Annotated in this window: 17 protein-coding genes; 7 read left to right on the forward strand and 10 right to left on the reverse strand. The window is 37.5% G+C overall.

What is annotated here, in order from left to right; genetic code table 11:
* Nucleotides 1-6 precede the first annotated feature (6 nt).
* Complete coding sequence (locus BALOs_RS09680) at nucleotides 7-1,194, reverse strand: hypothetical protein (protein ID WP_120405047.1); 1,188 nt, start codon at nucleotides 1,192-1,194, stop codon at nucleotides 7-9.
* Nucleotides 1,195-1,328: 134 nt separating this feature from the next.
* Between BALOs_RS09680 and BALOs_RS09685 the strand changes: the two genes are divergently transcribed.
* Together BALOs_RS09685 and BALOs_RS09690 are read left to right on the forward strand one after the other, a co-directional pair.
* Entirely contained in the window at nucleotides 1,329-1,736 is a 408-nt protein-coding gene (locus BALOs_RS09685) for a DUF523 domain-containing protein (protein WP_115363429.1), read from the forward strand.
* A gap of 131 nt (nucleotides 1,737-1,867) precedes the next feature.
* Nucleotides 1,868-2,212, forward strand: a complete 345-nt coding sequence (locus BALOs_RS09690) for a hypothetical protein (protein ID WP_115363430.1) — start codon at nucleotides 1,868-1,870, stop codon at nucleotides 2,210-2,212.
* A gap of 60 nt (nucleotides 2,213-2,272) precedes the next feature.
* On the opposite strand, the gene BALOs_RS09695 is transcribed toward BALOs_RS09690, so the two are convergent.
* Nucleotides 2,273-3,106 (reverse strand): flagellin, encoded by an 834-nt coding sequence (locus tag BALOs_RS09695; protein ID WP_120405048.1) that lies wholly within the window; start codon nucleotides 3,104-3,106, stop codon nucleotides 2,273-2,275.
* A 227-nt stretch (nucleotides 3,107-3,333) separates the two neighbouring features.
* On the opposite strand from BALOs_RS09695, the gene BALOs_RS09700 reads away from it, so the two are divergent.
* Nucleotides 3,334-6,021, forward strand: coding sequence for a hypothetical protein (locus tag BALOs_RS09700; protein WP_120405049.1), 2,688 nt, complete (start codon nucleotides 3,334-3,336; stop codon nucleotides 6,019-6,021).
* Entirely contained in the window at nucleotides 6,018-7,028 is a 1,011-nt protein-coding gene (locus BALOs_RS09705) for an HD domain-containing phosphohydrolase (RefSeq protein WP_120405050.1), read from the forward strand. Before BALOs_RS09700 ends, BALOs_RS09705 begins: the two co-directional genes overlap by 4 nt.
* Here BALOs_RS09705 and BALOs_RS09710 read toward each other — a convergent pair.
* Nucleotides 7,025-8,173: a metallophosphoesterase gene (locus BALOs_RS09710; protein WP_115363438.1), complete on the reverse strand. Its 1,149-nt coding sequence runs from the start codon at nucleotides 8,171-8,173 to the stop codon at nucleotides 7,025-7,027. The genes BALOs_RS09705 and BALOs_RS09710 overlap by 4 nt on opposite strands.
* A complete protein-coding gene (locus BALOs_RS09715; RefSeq protein ID WP_115363440.1) occupies nucleotides 8,151-8,549 on the reverse strand; it encodes a hypothetical protein in 399 nt (132 codons plus the stop codon). Before BALOs_RS09715 ends, BALOs_RS09710 begins: the two co-directional genes overlap by 23 nt.
* A gap of 113 nt (nucleotides 8,550-8,662) precedes the next feature.
* Between BALOs_RS09715 and BALOs_RS09720 the strand changes: the two genes are divergently transcribed.
* Entirely contained in the window at nucleotides 8,663-9,175 is a 513-nt protein-coding gene (locus BALOs_RS09720) for a hypothetical protein (RefSeq protein ID WP_120405051.1), read from the forward strand.
* On the opposite strand, the gene uvrB is transcribed toward BALOs_RS09720, so the two are convergent.
* Nucleotides 9,138-11,135, reverse strand: a complete 1,998-nt coding sequence (gene uvrB, locus BALOs_RS09725) for an excinuclease ABC subunit UvrB (protein WP_120405052.1) — start codon at nucleotides 11,133-11,135, stop codon at nucleotides 9,138-9,140. The genes BALOs_RS09720 and uvrB overlap by 38 nt on opposite strands.
* A 104-nt stretch (nucleotides 11,136-11,239) precedes the next feature.
* On the opposite strand from uvrB, the gene BALOs_RS09730 reads away from it, so the two are divergent.
* The gene (locus BALOs_RS09730; RefSeq protein ID WP_120405053.1) at nucleotides 11,240-11,836 is read left to right on the forward strand and encodes a TetR/AcrR family transcriptional regulator; all 597 of its coding nucleotides are present in this window, start codon (nucleotides 11,240-11,242) and stop codon (nucleotides 11,834-11,836) included.
* 113 nt (nucleotides 11,837-11,949) lie between these two features.
* Here BALOs_RS09730 and BALOs_RS09735 read toward each other — a convergent pair whose 3' ends face one another.
* The 4 genes from BALOs_RS09735 to sucC form a co-directional block, all read right to left on the reverse strand.
* Nucleotides 11,950-12,423, reverse strand: coding sequence for a CarD family transcriptional regulator (locus BALOs_RS09735; protein WP_233500278.1), 474 nt, complete (start codon nucleotides 12,421-12,423; stop codon nucleotides 11,950-11,952).
* A 192-nt stretch (nucleotides 12,424-12,615) separates the two neighbouring features.
* The gene (ndk, locus tag BALOs_RS09740) at nucleotides 12,616-13,044 is read right to left on the reverse strand and encodes a nucleoside-diphosphate kinase (RefSeq protein WP_115363450.1); all 429 of its coding nucleotides are present in this window, start codon (nucleotides 13,042-13,044) and stop codon (nucleotides 12,616-12,618) included.
* 44 nt (nucleotides 13,045-13,088) lie between these two features.
* On the reverse strand, nucleotides 13,089-13,964 hold the full coding sequence (gene sucD, locus BALOs_RS09745) for a succinate--CoA ligase subunit alpha (protein WP_115363452.1): 876 nt from the start codon (nucleotides 13,962-13,964) through the stop codon (nucleotides 13,089-13,091).
* Nucleotides 13,964-15,136 (reverse strand): ADP-forming succinate--CoA ligase subunit beta, encoded by a 1,173-nt coding sequence (gene sucC, locus BALOs_RS09750; RefSeq protein ID WP_115363454.1) that lies wholly within the window; start codon nucleotides 15,134-15,136, stop codon nucleotides 13,964-13,966. The genes sucD and sucC overlap by 1 nt, the downstream gene beginning before the upstream one ends.
* 203 nt (nucleotides 15,137-15,339) lie before the next feature.
* On the opposite strand from sucC, the gene BALOs_RS09755 reads away from it, so the two are divergent.
* Nucleotides 15,340-16,179, forward strand: a complete 840-nt coding sequence (locus BALOs_RS09755) for an MBL fold metallo-hydrolase (protein ID WP_115363455.1) — start codon at nucleotides 15,340-15,342, stop codon at nucleotides 16,177-16,179.
* A gap of 11 nt (nucleotides 16,180-16,190) precedes the next feature.
* On the opposite strand, the gene BALOs_RS09760 is transcribed toward BALOs_RS09755, so the two are convergent.
* On the reverse strand, nucleotides 16,191-17,504 hold the full coding sequence (locus tag BALOs_RS09760; RefSeq protein WP_120405054.1) for a DUF4339 domain-containing protein: 1,314 nt from the start codon (nucleotides 17,502-17,504) through the stop codon (nucleotides 16,191-16,193).
* Between the last annotated feature and the right edge of the window lie 14 nt (nucleotides 17,505-17,518).

Raw genomic sequence — 17,518 nt, forward strand, 5'->3', positions numbered from 1 at the left:
TTTTTATTAATAATGTACTTTAATAGCAAGGTTTCCAAAGTCATCGTAAATAGAAAATGAATTCTCCATTTGGGTTTCTTTATAGACAACATTTAGTTTTTCATCATAACAACCCAAAGTATAATCACCACCATATACTTCATAATTACGATCTAAATATGGGTTAAAACGACATACCTTAACTCTTGGATATCGATAAGGTAATACTTCATATTCCATTGCAAAGAACTCTCGCTTCACTTCACCTGTAAGTTCATCACTTGTAAGTCTAGTGAATACATTTTTAATTGAACGTGTTGAAGAAAAAGTGAAAAGAGATTTTAATTGTTTTGAGAAGTTTTCAGTACCAGGACGGTAAACAGGACGGTTGCAATATTTTAGAGAGTCATCATATGACTTTGTCTCCATATTGAACTCCTTAAGAATACAATTAATAGGAGTTGCCAAGGTCAATGATGTTCCACGCCTTCCATGCATAAATCGACGATAAGTCTTATCTTCTGAAATAGCATCGTGAACTAAGCCTAGGACTTCACCTGAGCGAGTATCCACAACAGCTGCCCCCATTGCCTCATTCTTTAAGTTACAATTCTTCATTGCTACAACTGAAGAATCATAATTATTTCCAGGGAAAATGACATTATCGGTCGTCTTACGACAATTGTATCTCATACGTCGAAGCTGATAACCTGAGTTTCCAAGATTCTTTCTAACATACCAAAGCTGATAATAATGAAAGTCTCTCATCTTACTATCTGATACTGGTGTAAGCTCACCTTCTAAAGAAGGAGTTAACTCTACAACTGAGAATTCACCGTTAAATGTTTTCTTCTTATCAATTTTCGTATTGTGATCTTCAATGCTCTTACACTTAAGGATCTCACCAGAGATAGTCTTTGCAGCAATCTGCTCACAACTCGCCTTAGCAAGACAGTGACTTGGTACAATCATATGGTTCTTATTTGCTAGATACCCTGTACAATATAGAGGAAAGTCAGATGCGCTATTAATAGAGAGTACGAACGAGTCCGAACACTGGCCATCTTCAAAGCAAGTGAAATTAACTTTCGTCGAAGCCTCTAGCCTCGATTCTTGTTTTTGAATATTTGGTTTTGATTGACTCTCGCCTTCAGGAGCTCCACATGAGATCACTAGAAAAACAAGGGCCAATACAAGTGTTGCGTTCTTAAGCAAAGTCTCTCTCCAAAAACTTTATTTAACACTACGTAATAGCATAATAGTTCTTATCAAATATAGTATTGTAAATTATTCAAGAATCCTCGACTCAACGTGGCATTTTCGACGAAATTAACTTATTCTTGTTAAATATGATTATTGTTAGTGCGTGCTTGGCCGGCAAGAAATGTCGATACGATGGAGAGCACAAGGAAATTCAAGATGTTACAGAACTCGTTGCTCAGGGCAAGGCCATTGCGGTATGTCCAGAAGAGCTAGGAGGACTACCTACGCCTAGGCCACCTGCTGAGAACGTAGACGGTAAACTCATCACAATTGATGGAAAAGATGTCACCTTAAATTATGAGAAGGGAGCACAAATGGCACTAGAGATCGCACTTGAAAACTCATGCACGCAGGCTTTATTAAAGTCGAAATCTCCAATGTGTGGCCTTGGAAAAATCTATGACGGATCATTTAAGGGTCAATTAACAGATGGTGACGGTGAATTCACAAAGCTCTTAAAAGAAAATGGCGTTCAAGTTAAGTCCTGTAACTAATTTCATCTTTTCACACCTACTCAAAAAATCTAACTTCAACTGCTTTAATTCGGTATATTAGGTGCCATGCTCCTTTTGTTTCGCACTTGCGAAACAAAAGGAGCATGGCACCCTATTTCTAAGGAGTAGAAATGAATGATCTTGAAATGAAGCTATTATTAGCAAAGAATCTACAAGGAAGAATGAAGCATATCACTGACCAACTAATTCACTTAAAAGACTACCCTGAACAATGGTCAGATTTTAAAGAAATTATTAATATGAAAATTAATCATGTAATCAATGACTCCATTACTCTTGGTAGTGAAAAAGCGGCCCATTATATGGCCCTACTTCAAAATCAACTAAATGATGAATTCTGTAATGAAACAATTGATATAATTCGAGAACAATTTGATGAAGTTTTAAAGGCCCTAGATGCATACGGGCCAGAGATTTTGATTAATAACCCTACTCAAGTAAATTTTGCTCATTAAATAAATATGCCCCGCATTCGCGGGGCTATCCTTTTGCAGTATTTATTGTGGTTGGTTTAATTAACCAATTAGTTTTAGAGCTGCAGCACCTTGAGAATTAGACTGAGCAAGAACTGAAGTACCAGCGTTAACAAGGATGTCACTCTTTGCTTTCTTAGCTGTTTCTGCTGCATAGTCAGTATCTCTGATACGTGAGTTTGCTGCACTTAAGTTCTCAGTACTAATTTGTAGGTTGTTGATTGTAGAGTTTAGTCTGTTCTGCTTAGCACCTAGCTCTGCTCTTTGTCCTGCGATATTTTCAATTGCAGAGTCAAGATTTGCTAAAGCTGCTTGAGCACCTTCTTTTGAACTAACTTCTAAATCAGCTACACCTAGCGCTTCAAGACCAGAACTTAGTACGTTTGTATCGAACTGAATTCTATCTTGGAAATCATCATTATTAATACCGATTTGGATATCATACTTATCACCGTTTCCAGTTAGAAGTTTCTTTCCGTTAAATTCAGTAACTTCAGAAATTCTTTGGATCTCTTGCTTAAGGTTTTGATACTCAAGATCAGTAAATTGTCTCTCAGTGTCACCTACTGTGTCCGACGCTGATTGAACAGATAGTTCTCTTAGTCTTACTAAGATGTTTGATACTTCATTCAGACCACCTTCTGCAATCTGAATCATTGAAATACCGTCATTTGCGTTTCTCTCAGCTTGTTTACTAGATCTAACCTGACTCTTTAATTTCTCAGAAATTGCTAAACCTGCAGCATCGTCTGCTGAACGTACAATTCTTGTACCAGATGAAAGCTTTTCTAAAGATTTTTGTTGAGTTGAATTCGATTGACCTAACGCTCTTTGAGCTGATAGAGACGATACATTTGTGTTAATACGCATACCCATTGTGATACCTCCGTGATCTACATACTCCCCGTACTCAGGGTTGTCCCGACCATTGGAACAATGAGCATACTGCTCTTGTGAATTATTAAATTTCAATTAAGTCATTTGACCTAACACAAAGCTTCTCGGAGGTAAAAACTAAAGCTTTAGAAAAAATTAAAAATAATTTAAAATATTTTACATATATGTTCATAAATAAAATTCATAAATAGCCGATAATAGAAACCATGGAAGAGGGAAAACCACTAATCTTTCTGCATCCTTTAACTAAGAGTGTGCAGGCACTTAAAGAGACAATCGAGCAAAATGCCGAGAATGACGGTATTGAAATCTATGATGTCGAAAATCCAGAGGAATATAATCAACTCGTCCCTACTATTGGCCAATCCCTCACGATCGCCTGCCAACCGAAGAAATGTGCTCAATGTATTCAACCTTTAAAAAGGTTCATATTTAAGAATAATGTAAAGATACTCCTTATTAATAGCAAGAATATTCCACCAAAGACCCTTGATAAGTTTAGAAAGATTGGTCTTACGGAGTATATCCAAGAGCCTGTTCCACCTAAGACTCTTCTTTATAAAATCAACTTAATCCTGCGCTCCCTTAAGAAGCAAGATGATGGCGATGAAATGGAATACCATTCTAAGGAAGAGAAGAAAACATTTAGCGATGATGATCAATATGAAGATAAGGCCGATGCCCAAAAATTTGGTGATGCTGGCCACCTAAAAGGTAAAGTTAACAAAAACAATCACCTCAAAGATGGTAAAGATGTTTTTGATGATGATAGAAATGTTGGTTCAGAATGGGAAGAGACACAAGAAGATCCATATAAGAACTCAAAAGAATATAGCGCAGAGCAGGCCATTAATTCAAAAACAGCAGGCAGGCTAGAGGGCGAAATTCACAATGAAAAGCAGCATTCCAATAAAGATGATATTCAATTTGATGATGATCTTTATGGACAAGACCAAGATAAAAAGAATGCAACAAATAAGGCCGACCAACTAGGTGGTAACCTTCAAGGCAAGCTAGGATCAGAATCTGAGGCATCAGAAGATGATGATGAATTTGATGAGGATCTTTTTAAAAGCTTAGAAGGTGTTAGAAAAAGCTCTTATAAAGAAGAGGATAAAGGTGGCGCTCTTCGTGGAGATGTCTCACCTACAATGGAAGATTCAAGAGATCAAGAGGACGAAGAAGATCTCTTTGCAGCTCTTGATTCGGCGACAAAAAAGTCTTCCTCTAGCAATCAAGATCAAAGTGGACATTATAAAGGTAATACCACGAATGGAATTGATGATATAAATGAAGAAGATGAAGAGGATGAAGAGGATCTCTTTGCAGCTCTTGATTCAGCTTCAAAAAAATCTTCCTCAAGCAATCAAGATCAAGGTGGACATTATAAGGGACAAACTTCAAGTGGCCTAGACGATATCGAAGATGAAGAAGATGAAGAAGATCTCTTTGCTGCACTAGACTCAGTCTCAAAAGGCAAGCAAACACAACAAAAGGATCAGGGCGGACATTATAAAGGCCAAACTGCTCCAACGATGGATGAGATTGAAGAAGAAGACAAAGAAGAAGACCTCTTTGCATCATTGGATGCCGTAAAAAGTGGAGTAAAAAGAAAAGAAAATGATCTTGGTGGTCATTATCAGGGCGATATTGGTCCAGAAATAGACGATATAAATGAAGAAAATGATGATGAAGAAGACCTATTTGCTTCTTTGGATGCACACAAGAAGGGAGCATCATCAAAAAGACCAAGTCAAGGCAGTCCTGACAATGAAATGATTGATAACGAAAAGGGCCTTGAAAGAGATCTTGCCGAAAATAAAGATGCCAAGCAAAGAGATGAAGACCTCTTTGAATCATTAGCACAACATGGAAAGAGAAAACCTGCTCAAAGGGATGAAAAGCAAAAGAAAAAGTCTGATGATGGAGAGAATGATAATCAAGATGAAGACCAAGCAGAAGGCGGCTCGATTCAATATGAGAAAAAGGGTGATCTAGGTGAACAGACTATCGATTATCGCAACCTTGATAAACAGCCAGAATACAGTGGTGGAACGAAAGAAAAATTAGAAATAAAAGTAACAGATGCCCCTGAGCAAAATAACAAAGAAAAAGACCAAGGCTATGACCAAAAGAGTGAAGAAGAAATTGATTACGACCTAAGTAATGCATTAAAAAAACTTCAAGAACAGGATCAAGCTCCAGGTTATGATTATAGCAAAAGGCCATCAAATAATAACAATGCAAATAATCAAGATCATCAACTAAAAGTTAATCAATACTCAAGTAACACAAAAGAAGATATACAAGCCGCTGACTCCGAGTCGGCCATTGAAGAAGCAAAAGATCAAAAAGAGTTAGAAGAGGCCCTTAACTCCATAATTATTCCTGAACCAAAGGATATGGACTTTCTCATTCGTGCCACAGACATGCTCATTGATGGTGATGAGATAAAACAGATGACCTCAGATTATATTAATGAATTCTGTAATGGAACCCTCATTGTTTATAACCTGCAAAATGAATGTATTATGGGTAGTGAACAGGGACCAGATAATTTTGAAGCAGTGAAGAATATATTAAAAATAAAGAGAAAACCAAGTTGGAATGATGACACATTCCAAGCTGAAACACTTTACTATCACTGCCCTATTATTGAGAATACAAATTATAGTTACTTCACAGTATTTTTCACTACAAGAGAAGAGATCGAAAAATCAGAAGATACCCCTAAAAGGATAGAGATTTGTCTTGAAGCCTTAAAAGGAAGTTATAAAAGTGGTGAAGATCGTATGACAACGAAGATAGCTTCATCTAATAAGTCTGCTGCATCAAGTTTAAAAAACTCAGTGGGAAGCCTCTTTAAAGGAATATTTGGTAAAGGACGAACATGATTGCCTATTTCTATATAAAGCTTAAATCGCTTAAAGACATTCGCACCTTCCCTTTTACTCTCTATGTCTATAAAGAGAAAGAGAATCTTTACACAGAATACTTAAAAGCAAACACTCCTTTAACTCAAGATAGTTATAACCTATTAAAGTATATTGAAGATAACAAGACAGGAAAAATCGCAATTAAGCTTTCGCAACGAATGACTTATCTTGCAACAGTTGGAGAATTAAGTGAGTATACTCCACAAGAGGCAAATCAAATTCGTGAAAAGATCAACATCTTAAAAGAGCATGAAAAAGCGATTGAAACAAATCAAAAAGAAGCAAGAACAAGACTACCTCTTCGCAGTGTCTTAACAAAAGCAATCGATCAGGACGACTTCCTACCAATTATATTAAGGGCGCAAAAGGAGATATCAACATTTCCTGTAAACTTATCTCATACTATCTCTCTTGCAAGACATTTTGCCATGACCCATCTTGATAAGGACAATCTTACAAATCGAATTGTGGCACTGAGCTTCTTCTTTGCAAAGAAACTTGGAATTGAAGACTATAAAAAGCAAGCCGATTTAATCTGTGCTTCTTTTCTAGCAAATATTGGACTTACAAGTATCTCTCCAAACATCATCCATGAGAGCTTTGAAGAAGTAACAAGCGATCAACGAGAACAATATTATAAGCATGTGAAAGTATCTCGTATGCTTATAGAAAAGTCAGGTGTTCAATTATCAGAAGAGTGTAAGGCAATTATTGATCACCATCATGAGAAACATGATGGTAGCGGAATGCCTGGACAAATTTCTCAAGCTGGACTTAGCCTTGAAAGTGAAATCCTAGAATTTATTTCTCATATTCTAGAATTTAGCACAGGATTAATTAACGGAGAAAAATCACCTCTAAGCAGCGTTGTATATATGGTTGATGCTCAAGCAGGAGTTGGTGGTCTTAATACAAACTACAGTGACAAGATAAAGCCTCACATCACTAGCGTACTAAGCCTTTAATTGAAGCTACCATACGGTAATGTATTTCGCCCTTCCCACGTATGCAAGTTTGCTTGAACTTTTGGCAAGTGCTCATCTTTATTATTCTTTGGATCTAAGACTTCAATTTTTGCAAAAGTAAGTTGGGTATTCCCTCCACCTTTACCAAAGTCTAGATTGTACATTCTAGTCCAGGTTCCAGTATTTATGAAAGTTTTACCATTAGTATAGGTGCGACAAATTGGCTCATGTGTATGGCCAACAATCAATACATCCGTATCTTTTGCATCTTGTAGATATTCAAAAGTTAATTCTTCGTAATCCTGAAAGAGGTGTAATTCTTTCATGAAAAGCTTTAACCAATCACCAAAGTTATTACTTATTTTAAAAAGATAGATTGAGCGAACCATTATAAAGTAAATGGTATTGGCCAACATGAATCGAAGAGTAAAGAAAGTATCATAAATAAGTCCATTAATGAGAAACTTATTAATTGGGCGAACTGCATTTACATGATCTCGTTCTTCTTTAAACTTATTTATCACTCGTGTTACATAGTAAGAGCCCCAAGGCGGATTAAAGTATTTCTTTCCGTCCTTATCCTCTATAATGCAACTTTCCTCTTCAAAAGTATGAGCAATTTCGTACTCGTGGCCATGTCTTAGTACTACACGATCAGTAGGACGATATTCATCATTTAGCTCTCTTATGACAAAGCGATCTCGTACTTCTTTATCAAAACAATTGAGTACCATCTCTTTTAAAGAGTCAAAAACTAACTCCGCATCATGATTACCAATAATAAATGTAACCTTTTTATTCTTTACTTTTAAGAAGTCGTTAAGGGCCTGCATCACCTCTTTATGTGCATCTAGAATTAGCTGTAATTTCTTCTTCGATGATTCCTCAGACCAGAACTCATCATCAAATACTTGCACATAAGGAACTGCTAAAAGGTCAAAAAAGTCTCCGTTAATAATTAACTCGACATCTTTACTGGCATACTCATCACTGCTGAAGTATTCGAGAAAATCAACTAACTCTTCATCATAGTGAAAGTCTTCGAGATAATTTCTAATACCATTTACATACTCTCCTGCGCCAAGATGGACATCAGAGATTATGATTATGGTCTTCTTTGAGTTACTCTTGCGAAGGAATCTCATATGCGGACTTTCCTATATTTAACACGACTCTTTGAAAAGACGGGTCTAGTGGAACAAAGTAGAATTTATTCTTTGTATTAAAATCAAACTCAATACTCATTTCAGCGTCTGGCTTAATCGTAACAAATTTTAGATTCTTATCATTGTCATCGACAAACTTCCCTCTAATTGTTGAAAGGGTACGATTTTTAATAACAACTGCAACACGAGAGCCCCTCTTTTTTACCGGAGAGATAACTTTATAATAACTGGGCATAGCTGTTACTAAAAAAGCCTCAGACTTTTCCATTCTCTGTTGCGCATATGAGTTCATATGCCATGAGATCAGACATGCAAAAGCTAGAGTAAAAAACTTAAGAAATTTAGTTTTTGTCATACTTATATTGTAACTATTTAATAATTTGTTGGTCCTTATTGGCAAAGCTTACCTAGTTCACTCAGAATAAGCTAAATTCTTGGGCCGACTTCAATGTTGACGAAAAGATATTCATGATAAGTACACTAAAGAAAACATTTACAAAGAATCAAGAGACTAACCCAAGCTTTAAGGTCAACTTCTCAGACCCGGCCCATCACTGGATTAATCAGAATCCAAGAATCAAAAGATTCTTTGAGGACGTCATTTCACAATTGAGTGAAGAAGAAAAAGACAGCTTGGCCACTTATGGGGAACTTGTCTTTTTAGAAAGTCAGGGCATGCACTCTAGCGTTATTCCATCACATGGAGATAAGACATTTGTACTTGTCTATCCACAGTTAAAGAAAGCAATTCTAACAGCAGATAATGAAGAGGCCTATGCAATCATATTTCATGAATTAGGACATCTCTACTATCGTCATTTCACAATGAGATTACATGCAAATGAAATGACAAAGCAAATTGAAGCAGATGACTTTGCTATTAGACATGGATTTGGAAAGGGTCTATTTAACTTCTTAATGAAAATGCCTATTAGTCATGAAGTTAGCCAAAGACTAGAAATGATTCGTTTAAGAACTTAATTTCATCACGAATTTTAGCAGCATCTTCAAAGCGGAGGTCTTTTGAGGCCTCTTTCATCTCAATTTTAAGCTCAGTAATACGCTTTTTAATCTCATCAGGAGACATGGTAACGTCTTTAGGGCCGCTCTTTTTCCCCTTCTTCTTACCACCACGTAAAGTTTCAATTACTCCACCTGAGACTTCCTTAAGAATCGTTTGCGGAGTTATGCCGTGATCTTCATTATATTGCATTTGAATAGCTCGACGACGTTTCGTCTCACCGATTGCTCGCTCCATAGACTTCGTTGTTTGATATGCATACATAAGAACTTTACCATCGCTATTTCTAGCGGCCCGTCCAATAGTCTGAACAAGGGAGCGCTCAGATCTCAAGAAGCCTTCCTTATCAGCATCCAAAATGGCAACTAATGAAACCTCAGGAATATCAAGACCTTCTCTAAGGAGATTGATTCCCACAAGAACATCAAACTCACCAAGGCGAAGATCGCGAATGATCTCTACTCTTTCAATCGTATCAATATCACTATGAAGGTATTTCACCTTAATTCCACTACCATGGTAGAAATTAGTTAACTCTTCTGCCAACTTCTTTGTAAGAGTTGTCACCAGGACTCGCTGGCCTTTTTCAATAATGCGCCTTACTTCAACTAAGAGGTCATCAACTTGATTAGTTGCATCCCTAACCTCAATAATCGGATCGAGAAGTCCAGTGGGCCTAATGATTTGTTCAACAAACTCTCCATGAGTCCGCTCTAATTCGTAGTTACCAGGGGTAGCAGAAACATAAAGGACATCATCGAGCTTTCCTTTAAACTCCTCAAAATTTAAAGGACGATTATCTAATGCTGAAGGTAGGCGAAAACCGTAATCGACGAGATTCATTTTACGGGCCCTGTCTCCGCGATACATCCCACCGACTTGCGGAATAGTTATATGTGACTCATCAATAATCATTAAGAAGTCTTTCTTAAAGAAATCAATAAGTGTTGGTGGAGGATCACCTGGTTTACTCCCCGTCATATGACGAGAATAATTCTCAATACCAGAACAAAAGCCCATCTCTTCAAGCATTTCAATATCAAGTAGAGTTCTTTGTTCAAGGCGTTGCCTTTCAACTAATTTATTTTGTTTCTCTAACTCTTGTAGGCGCTCTCTTAACTCAACTTTAATAGTCTCAAGAGCACCATCCATTTTCTCCTCACCAACAACATAGTGAGACTTTGGATAAATTGTAACCTTACTAAGGTTATGAAGTTTTGTTCCCCTAAGTGGGTCAACAATTGTTATACTTTCGACCTCATCATCAAAGAATTCAATGCGAACAACATTCGAATCCTCATGAGCAGGAAAGACTTCAACAATATCCCCTCTTACGCGAAAACACCCACGAACAAAGTCGATATCATTTCTTTCGTATTGAATAGCAACTAAAGACTTTAGAAAATCATCGCGGTCTTTCTCATCACCAACAAAGAGAGTCTCCCTCATACTTGCATACTCATCAGGAGAACCAATACCGTAAATGCAACTAACCGAAGAAATTATGATGACATCATCTCTTTCTAAGAGTGAGCGAGTTGTAGAGTGGCGAAGCTTGTCGATCTCATCATTAACAGATGAGTCCTTTTCTATATAGGTATCACTTCCCGGAACATAAGCTTCAGGCTGATAGTAATCGTAATACGAAACAAAGTACTCCACAGCATTATCTGGAAAGAATTCTCTAAACTCGGCATAAAGTTGCGCCGCAAGTGTCTTATTATGTGCCAAAATCAAGGTCTTTTTTCCAAGCTTTTGAATCACATTGGCCATGGTAAATGTTTTACCAGAACCGGTAACGCCCAATAGAGTTTGCTCTTTTTCTCCAGAAGAGAGTTTTTCCACAATAGTCTTGATGGCCTCTGGCTGATCCCCACAAGGTTCAAATTTTGACTGTAAATTAAAGGTCTTATCACTCATATCGAGATTGTATCCTATTAGATTAAAAGATAACAATTATTATCTGAGCTATAAATATGTTACATTATTAACTAAATTGATCATTTTTTAATTAGGGATAAAAAATGAAAAAAGGTGAACTACAAAGGGCAAAGATCATTGATATTGCCATAGGTCAGATCGCTGAAAAAGGCATCGCTGCGACCTCATTTCAAAAAATTGCCGATACTCTAGGTATTAGCCAGTCTGGTGTCTTTCATTATTTTAAGAATAAGACCGAGCTCTTTCTTGGGGTTTTGGAAAGTATTCTTGAAAGGCGTACTGAATTAATAAATCAATTAATCACACCAACTGATGATAGTATTGGCCGTATACGCAAGCACTGCCAAGCTAGTCTGACTTGGCTAATTGATAGGCCTAGTGAAGCTAAGATCATCCTCTACTTATATCAACAATCTTCCACTAATTCTGTCGTTCTACCATTTGGAGAGAAGGTCATCCTCAATGGAAGAAATCGATTAGAGGACTTAATTGTTGAAGGACAAGCTGAAGGTAGCATCTCACCAAAAGTTGATGCTAAGCTTTGGGGACGACTACTACACGAATTTTTGACAGGCTCATTAATGCAAACAATTTGCCTATATGAAAATTGTCTTCTTCCTAAGGAAGTTCAAGAATTTGATATTAGATTAAATGAATTATTAGATTGCCTAAAGGCTTAAGCAATTGTGAGGCCAAAAATAAATAAAGCGTTTGCAAGTTACCCCACAAACGCTTATTTCACACACACAACACAAGAGAATAAGTTCAAAAAAGAATTTCGAACTTAAAGCTGTTATTCAAAACAGCTCTCAATTTGATTTTTTATTTCAGTTTTCTCAGAACCATTCTTGATTGAGATCTCTTGAACAATTAAGTCTCTACACTGCTCAAGCATTTTCTTCTCACCAAATGAAAGATTCTTCTTATTCTTAAGTAAGAATAAAGATCTTAGGACATCTGCGATTTCTAAAAGTGAACCAGTTTTCACTTTTTCCATATAGTCTCTATAACGACGATTCCAAGTTGAGTTATCAACTTTTACATCGTGATCATTTAGAAGTTGATAAACTTCATTGATCTCGCTGTCGTCAACAAGCACTCTAATTCCATCTTTAGAATTGGTAGGAACCATGACAGTCATTCCGTTTGCTACAACCTTAATGATGTAGAACGAAAGCTTGTGCTCTCCTACTTCGCGCTCTTCGATGTCCACAATCTGACCAACACCGTGTCCTGGGCAAACTGCGTAATCACCAATGTTAAACATTTCTACCTCCATGGGTATTTCTCTCACTCAGTTATACTACGACGCGCCATGACTCTCAATGCAGCTTGTAAGATTTACACATGGGGTATGATTTTTAGACGGAAGGTTGTAGAAATGCGGGCCAAAAAAAAGCCCCTCAATAAGAGGGGCTTAATTCGATAAATATATCTGTAATTTCAATTAGTTAACTAATTAGAAACGTGGGCAAATTTCATCTTTTTCGAAGAAATAAGCAAGTTCTCTTTCAGCAGAAGCAAGAGAATCAGAACCGTGAACAGCGTTCTCACCGATAGATTTAGCATATAGCTTTCTAAGAGTGTTTTCAGCAGCTTCAGCTGGGTTAGTCGCACCCATGATTTCTCTATTTCTTTCAACTGCATTTTCACCTTCTAGGCACATAAGAACAACTGGTGCAGAAGTCATGAAAGCAACAAGTTCACCAAAGAATGGTCTGTCTTTGTGCTCAATATAGAAACCTTCAGCTTTCTCTTTTGAAAGGTGAGCAAGTTTAAGAGCAGCGATTCTTAGACCTTCTTCTTCAAATCTCTTAATGATGTTACCAATGTTGTTATCAAGTAGTGCATTTGGCTTAATGATACTAAAAGTTCTTTCCATTTTAATCTCCTTAAAATTATCTTGCGGAAAAATTCCCTAAATTCTTTTAATTAAAGGTTCTTTAAAACCTTCTCCATTGTTTCACCAAGTTCAGCTGGAGAACGTGAAACTGTTACGCCACATTCTTCAAGAATTCTAAACTTAGCTTCTGCAGTATCGTCACCGCCAGAGATGATTGCACCTGCGTGCCCCATTCTCTTACCTGGAGGCGCTGAAGCACCTGCGATAAATGATACAACTGGCTTACTCATATTCTTTTGAATCCATCGACCAGCATCTGTTTCAGCAGAACCACCGATCTCACCAATCATAATAACAGCATCAGTATCTGGATCTTTTTCAAATAGCTCTAGTACGTCAATGAAGTTTGTTCCGTTAACTGGGTCACCACCGATACCAACACAAGTTGATTGTCCGATATCTCTTTGAGTTAACTGATAAACAGCTTCATAAGTAAGAGTTCCTGAACGAGAGATAACACCAACACGACCTGGCATATGGATGTGACCTGGCATAATTCCGATCTTACACTCACCTGGAGTGATAACACCTGGACAGTTAGGACCAATTAGTCTTGATTTTGAACCTTCAAGAGCGGCCTTAACCTTTACCATATCAAGGATAGGAATCCCTTCAGTAATTGCAATAATAAGTGGCATCTCAGCATCAATCGCTTCTAGGATTGAGTCAGCTGCAAACGGAGGTGGAACCATAATCATGGCCGCATTTGCTTCCGTCTTATCCATTGCTTCTTTAATAGTATTAAAAACAGGAAAACCTTCATGAACTGTTCCACCTTTACCTGGAGTTACACCACCAACAAAGTTAGTTCCGTAATCTCTTGATTGTAGTGAGTGAAAAGTTCCTTGCTTACCTGTAAAACCAACAGTGATTAATTTTGTATCACGATTAATAAGAATGGCCATTACGCCTCCCCTTTTGTCGCTTCAACAGCTTTCTTCGCTGCATCTGCTAAATCTTCAGCTGCAATAATTGCAAGATCTGATTCATTTAAAATTTTCTTACCAAGAGCTACGTTTGTCCCTTCAAGACGAACAACTAATGGTACTGTTAAATCAAGTTCCTTAGCGGCTGCAACAACACCTTCAGCGATGATGTCACACTTCATAATTCCACCAAAAATATTAACTAGAATAGCTTTTACATTCTCATCTTGAAGGATAAGAGAGAAAGCTTTCTGAACAGTTTCTTTTGTCGCTGATCCACCAACATCTAGGAAGTTAGCAGGTTCACCACCGTGAAGCTTAATGATGTCCATTGTACCCATTGCAAGACCTGCACCGTTTACTAGACAACCAATATTTCCATCAAGCTCAATATAAGCTGCACCAAATTCACTTGCTGCTAACTCTTTTTCACTTTCTTCAGTTGGATCTCTTAGCTCTTGAATTTCAGGGTGTCTGAAAAGAGCGTTAGAATCAAAGTTAAGTTTTGCATCTAGTGCTAAGATATCACCTTGCTTAGTTTTTACTAATGGGTTGATCTCTGCAATTGAGCAATCGTACTTCATATATAGATCGTAAAGACCTTTAAAGAATTGACCTGCTTCCTTTACTTCTTCCTTAGTCTTAAGACCAATTCCGTAAGCTAGCTTTCTTGCAACAAATGGAGTGAATCCAGCTGCTGGGTCAATTGCTACTTTAATGATTTTTTCAGGAGTCTTATGAGCAACTTCCTCAATCTCAACTCCACCTTCTTCAGAGGCCATCATTGTAACTTTACCAGTTGCACGGTCTAGAACAACACCAGCATAGTACTCGTGCTCGATGTCACATCCTTCTTCGATGAAAAGAGTGTGAACTTTCTTTCCTTCTGGACCTGTTTGGTGAGTTACAAGAGTCTTACCTAGAATATCGTCAGCGTGTAAGCGAACTTCATCTAATGACTTTGCAAGCTTTACACCACCTGCTTTACCACGCCCACCAGCGTGAATTTGAGCTTTTACTACCCAAATATTTCCACCTAATTTTTCTGCCGCAGCAACAGCCTCATCAACAGTCTTTGCTACTTCACCTCTAAGAACCTTCAGGCCCATGTCTCTCATTAAACCCTTGGCCTGGTACTCATGTACGTTCATTAAAACTCCTAAGTTTTCGTGTATGAAATATTCATGATTTTACTGGCTTATAATAGTGGTCATCTCTATAACTTTCTAGGTGAGTCGTGTCATTTTTGCCAAGTTTTTTGTCATTCAACTGATTAATGGGCAATTCATGGACTTATTCACAAAATAACGCTTAACGTCTTGTAGCAATTTCCGATTTTTCGCACAATTAGCTCATGGAAAACATACTAATAAGCCCAGGTAAATTTAGGCTCGACGGCGGGGCCATGTTTGGAATCATCCCAAAACCATTATGGAACAAGGTTCACCCTGCAGATGAATACAATCGCATCGACCTCGATCTAAGGCTTTGGATCATTAAAGACCAAGACAGAATTATTATTACAGATACTGGTATTGGTGATTACCACGGAGAGAAGTTCGACCAACAATTCGATGTTCGCCAAGAACAATCTCCTCTCGTAAAGGCCTTAGCAGACAAAGGGATAAAACCTGAAGATGTAACAGATCTTGTTATCTCGCATCTTCACTTCGATCATGTCGGTGGTATGGTCTATAAAGATGGCGACAACTTCAAACCAGTTCTACCAAATGTAACGATCCACCTACATCGAGAACATTGGCAATATGCCCTTAATCCAACATTAAGAGACAGCGGCTCATTTCATAAGAAGTACTTTAAAGATATTATCGAGGAATTTGATAAAGCGGGACGCGTCCACTGGCTTACTGGAAAAGAGGGTGAGATACTCAAACTATCAAATGATACATTAAGATTTAAATGCTCTTACGGACACACACCTCACCTCGTGCATCCTTATACAAGTGAGTATATCTACTTGGCAGACCTGATCCCAACTTCAAATCACGTCCATGTACCATGGGTAATGGGCTATGATATCGCTCCAGGTCAAACGACAGTGGATAAGATGGAATTCTTAAAGATGATCATTGAAAAGGATCTAACAGTAATCTTTGAGCACGACCCGAAGTATGCAAGTGCAAAAGTCACGCAAAATGAGCGCGGAAAATATATCTGTAAAGATCTACAGTGACCTAAAATGACCTACATTAAGCTTTCAATCTGTTTTTGAATCTCATTCTTAACAGATTGAAGCACCACTCGATCATCATCCATGAACTTTCTTAAATGGAGACGTTTCTGCTTATTAAGGTAGCCATAACGTGACAGCTTTTCCACAAGCTTTGCACTCCACGCACTAATATCCTTACCAAGATTGTGGATTTCATTTTCTAACTTTAACTCAGTACTCGTTAATTTAGTCTTATCAAGTTCATAATTAGACAGAACTATACTTTGTAGTAGTGGCCCAATATTTCGAGCATATCTTTGTTGAAATTCCTTATGAGCAAGCCAACCACTTTTTTGACTCAAAGACAGACGATAATGAATGGACATCGATGAAATTAGAGACTCAAGTGTTCTAAGCTTTTCTCGAATTGTACTTATGGCCTTTCTCTTTGCTGTTTTGCGCTTTTTTTCAATTTTTGCAATCTGCTCCAAGTAAGCTTGCCTCGACTCAGGTACAAGAAAAACTTTCTTTTCTAGAACTTCTCGGATCGTTCCCATTCCCAATTTATTCTTAATATTGTCTGTAACAGATAAGAATTCATAAATGAACGTTACATTATATGAACCAGGGGTGAATTCACGGCCCTCTTCAAAGACAAGGTCTTTAAATTCAATAAGGCCACCCTCTCCAATATTATGGGCCTTAATCAAAATTTCAGATCCATCTAAAAGATCGGGTTTGCGATGAAGAATTAATTCAACACTCACTGGTTTTTTAAAAGGAAGCCTAGCATAAATAGTGGACATCTCTTTATTAACAAAGAGGTGTACATCGCCATCTTTAACAGGCCTTTTCATCTCATTTAGAGTTGTCACCGAAATATTTTGGACCTCAACCTTCTTTAACTTTGTCGAGCCAGCTGCAAAGTAAATACTAGCAATGAGTGTCACTGCTATAAAGAAAGTGGCAATAACTGTTGTGTATATCGGAAACTTACTAGGAAAAATTTCAATATCAGCTAAATCTGATTCTTCCTCTGGCACTTCTTTGAGCTCCACTGGCTCTCTGGCAGGAATATCGGGAGTTTCAGTTGAGGCCTTTGCGTCATTTATTGGTATCTCAGGAAGTTGGCCATCTTCTTTTAGAACCTGAGTTTCATAATAAGACTGAGCTTCTTGGCGGGCCAATTGAATTACAGCAAAGACAGGTTTCCAATTCTTTGCCCCTTTGCGCCAACAAAGTTGATAAGACTTAATTAGACCTTTATCATAAAAGTCGATAATATCTTGAGCTGTAAATGGTCCTTTATTTTTACCGGACTGATTAATATACCAATTTTTTTGCATAGTTGTAGTTTAAA

Origin of the sequence: Halobacteriovorax sp. BALOs_7 (assembly GCF_003612895.1) — a bacterium.
Classification (GTDB): domain Bacteria; phylum Bdellovibrionota; class Bacteriovoracia; order Bacteriovoracales; family Bacteriovoracaceae; genus Halobacteriovorax_A; species Halobacteriovorax_A vibrionivorans.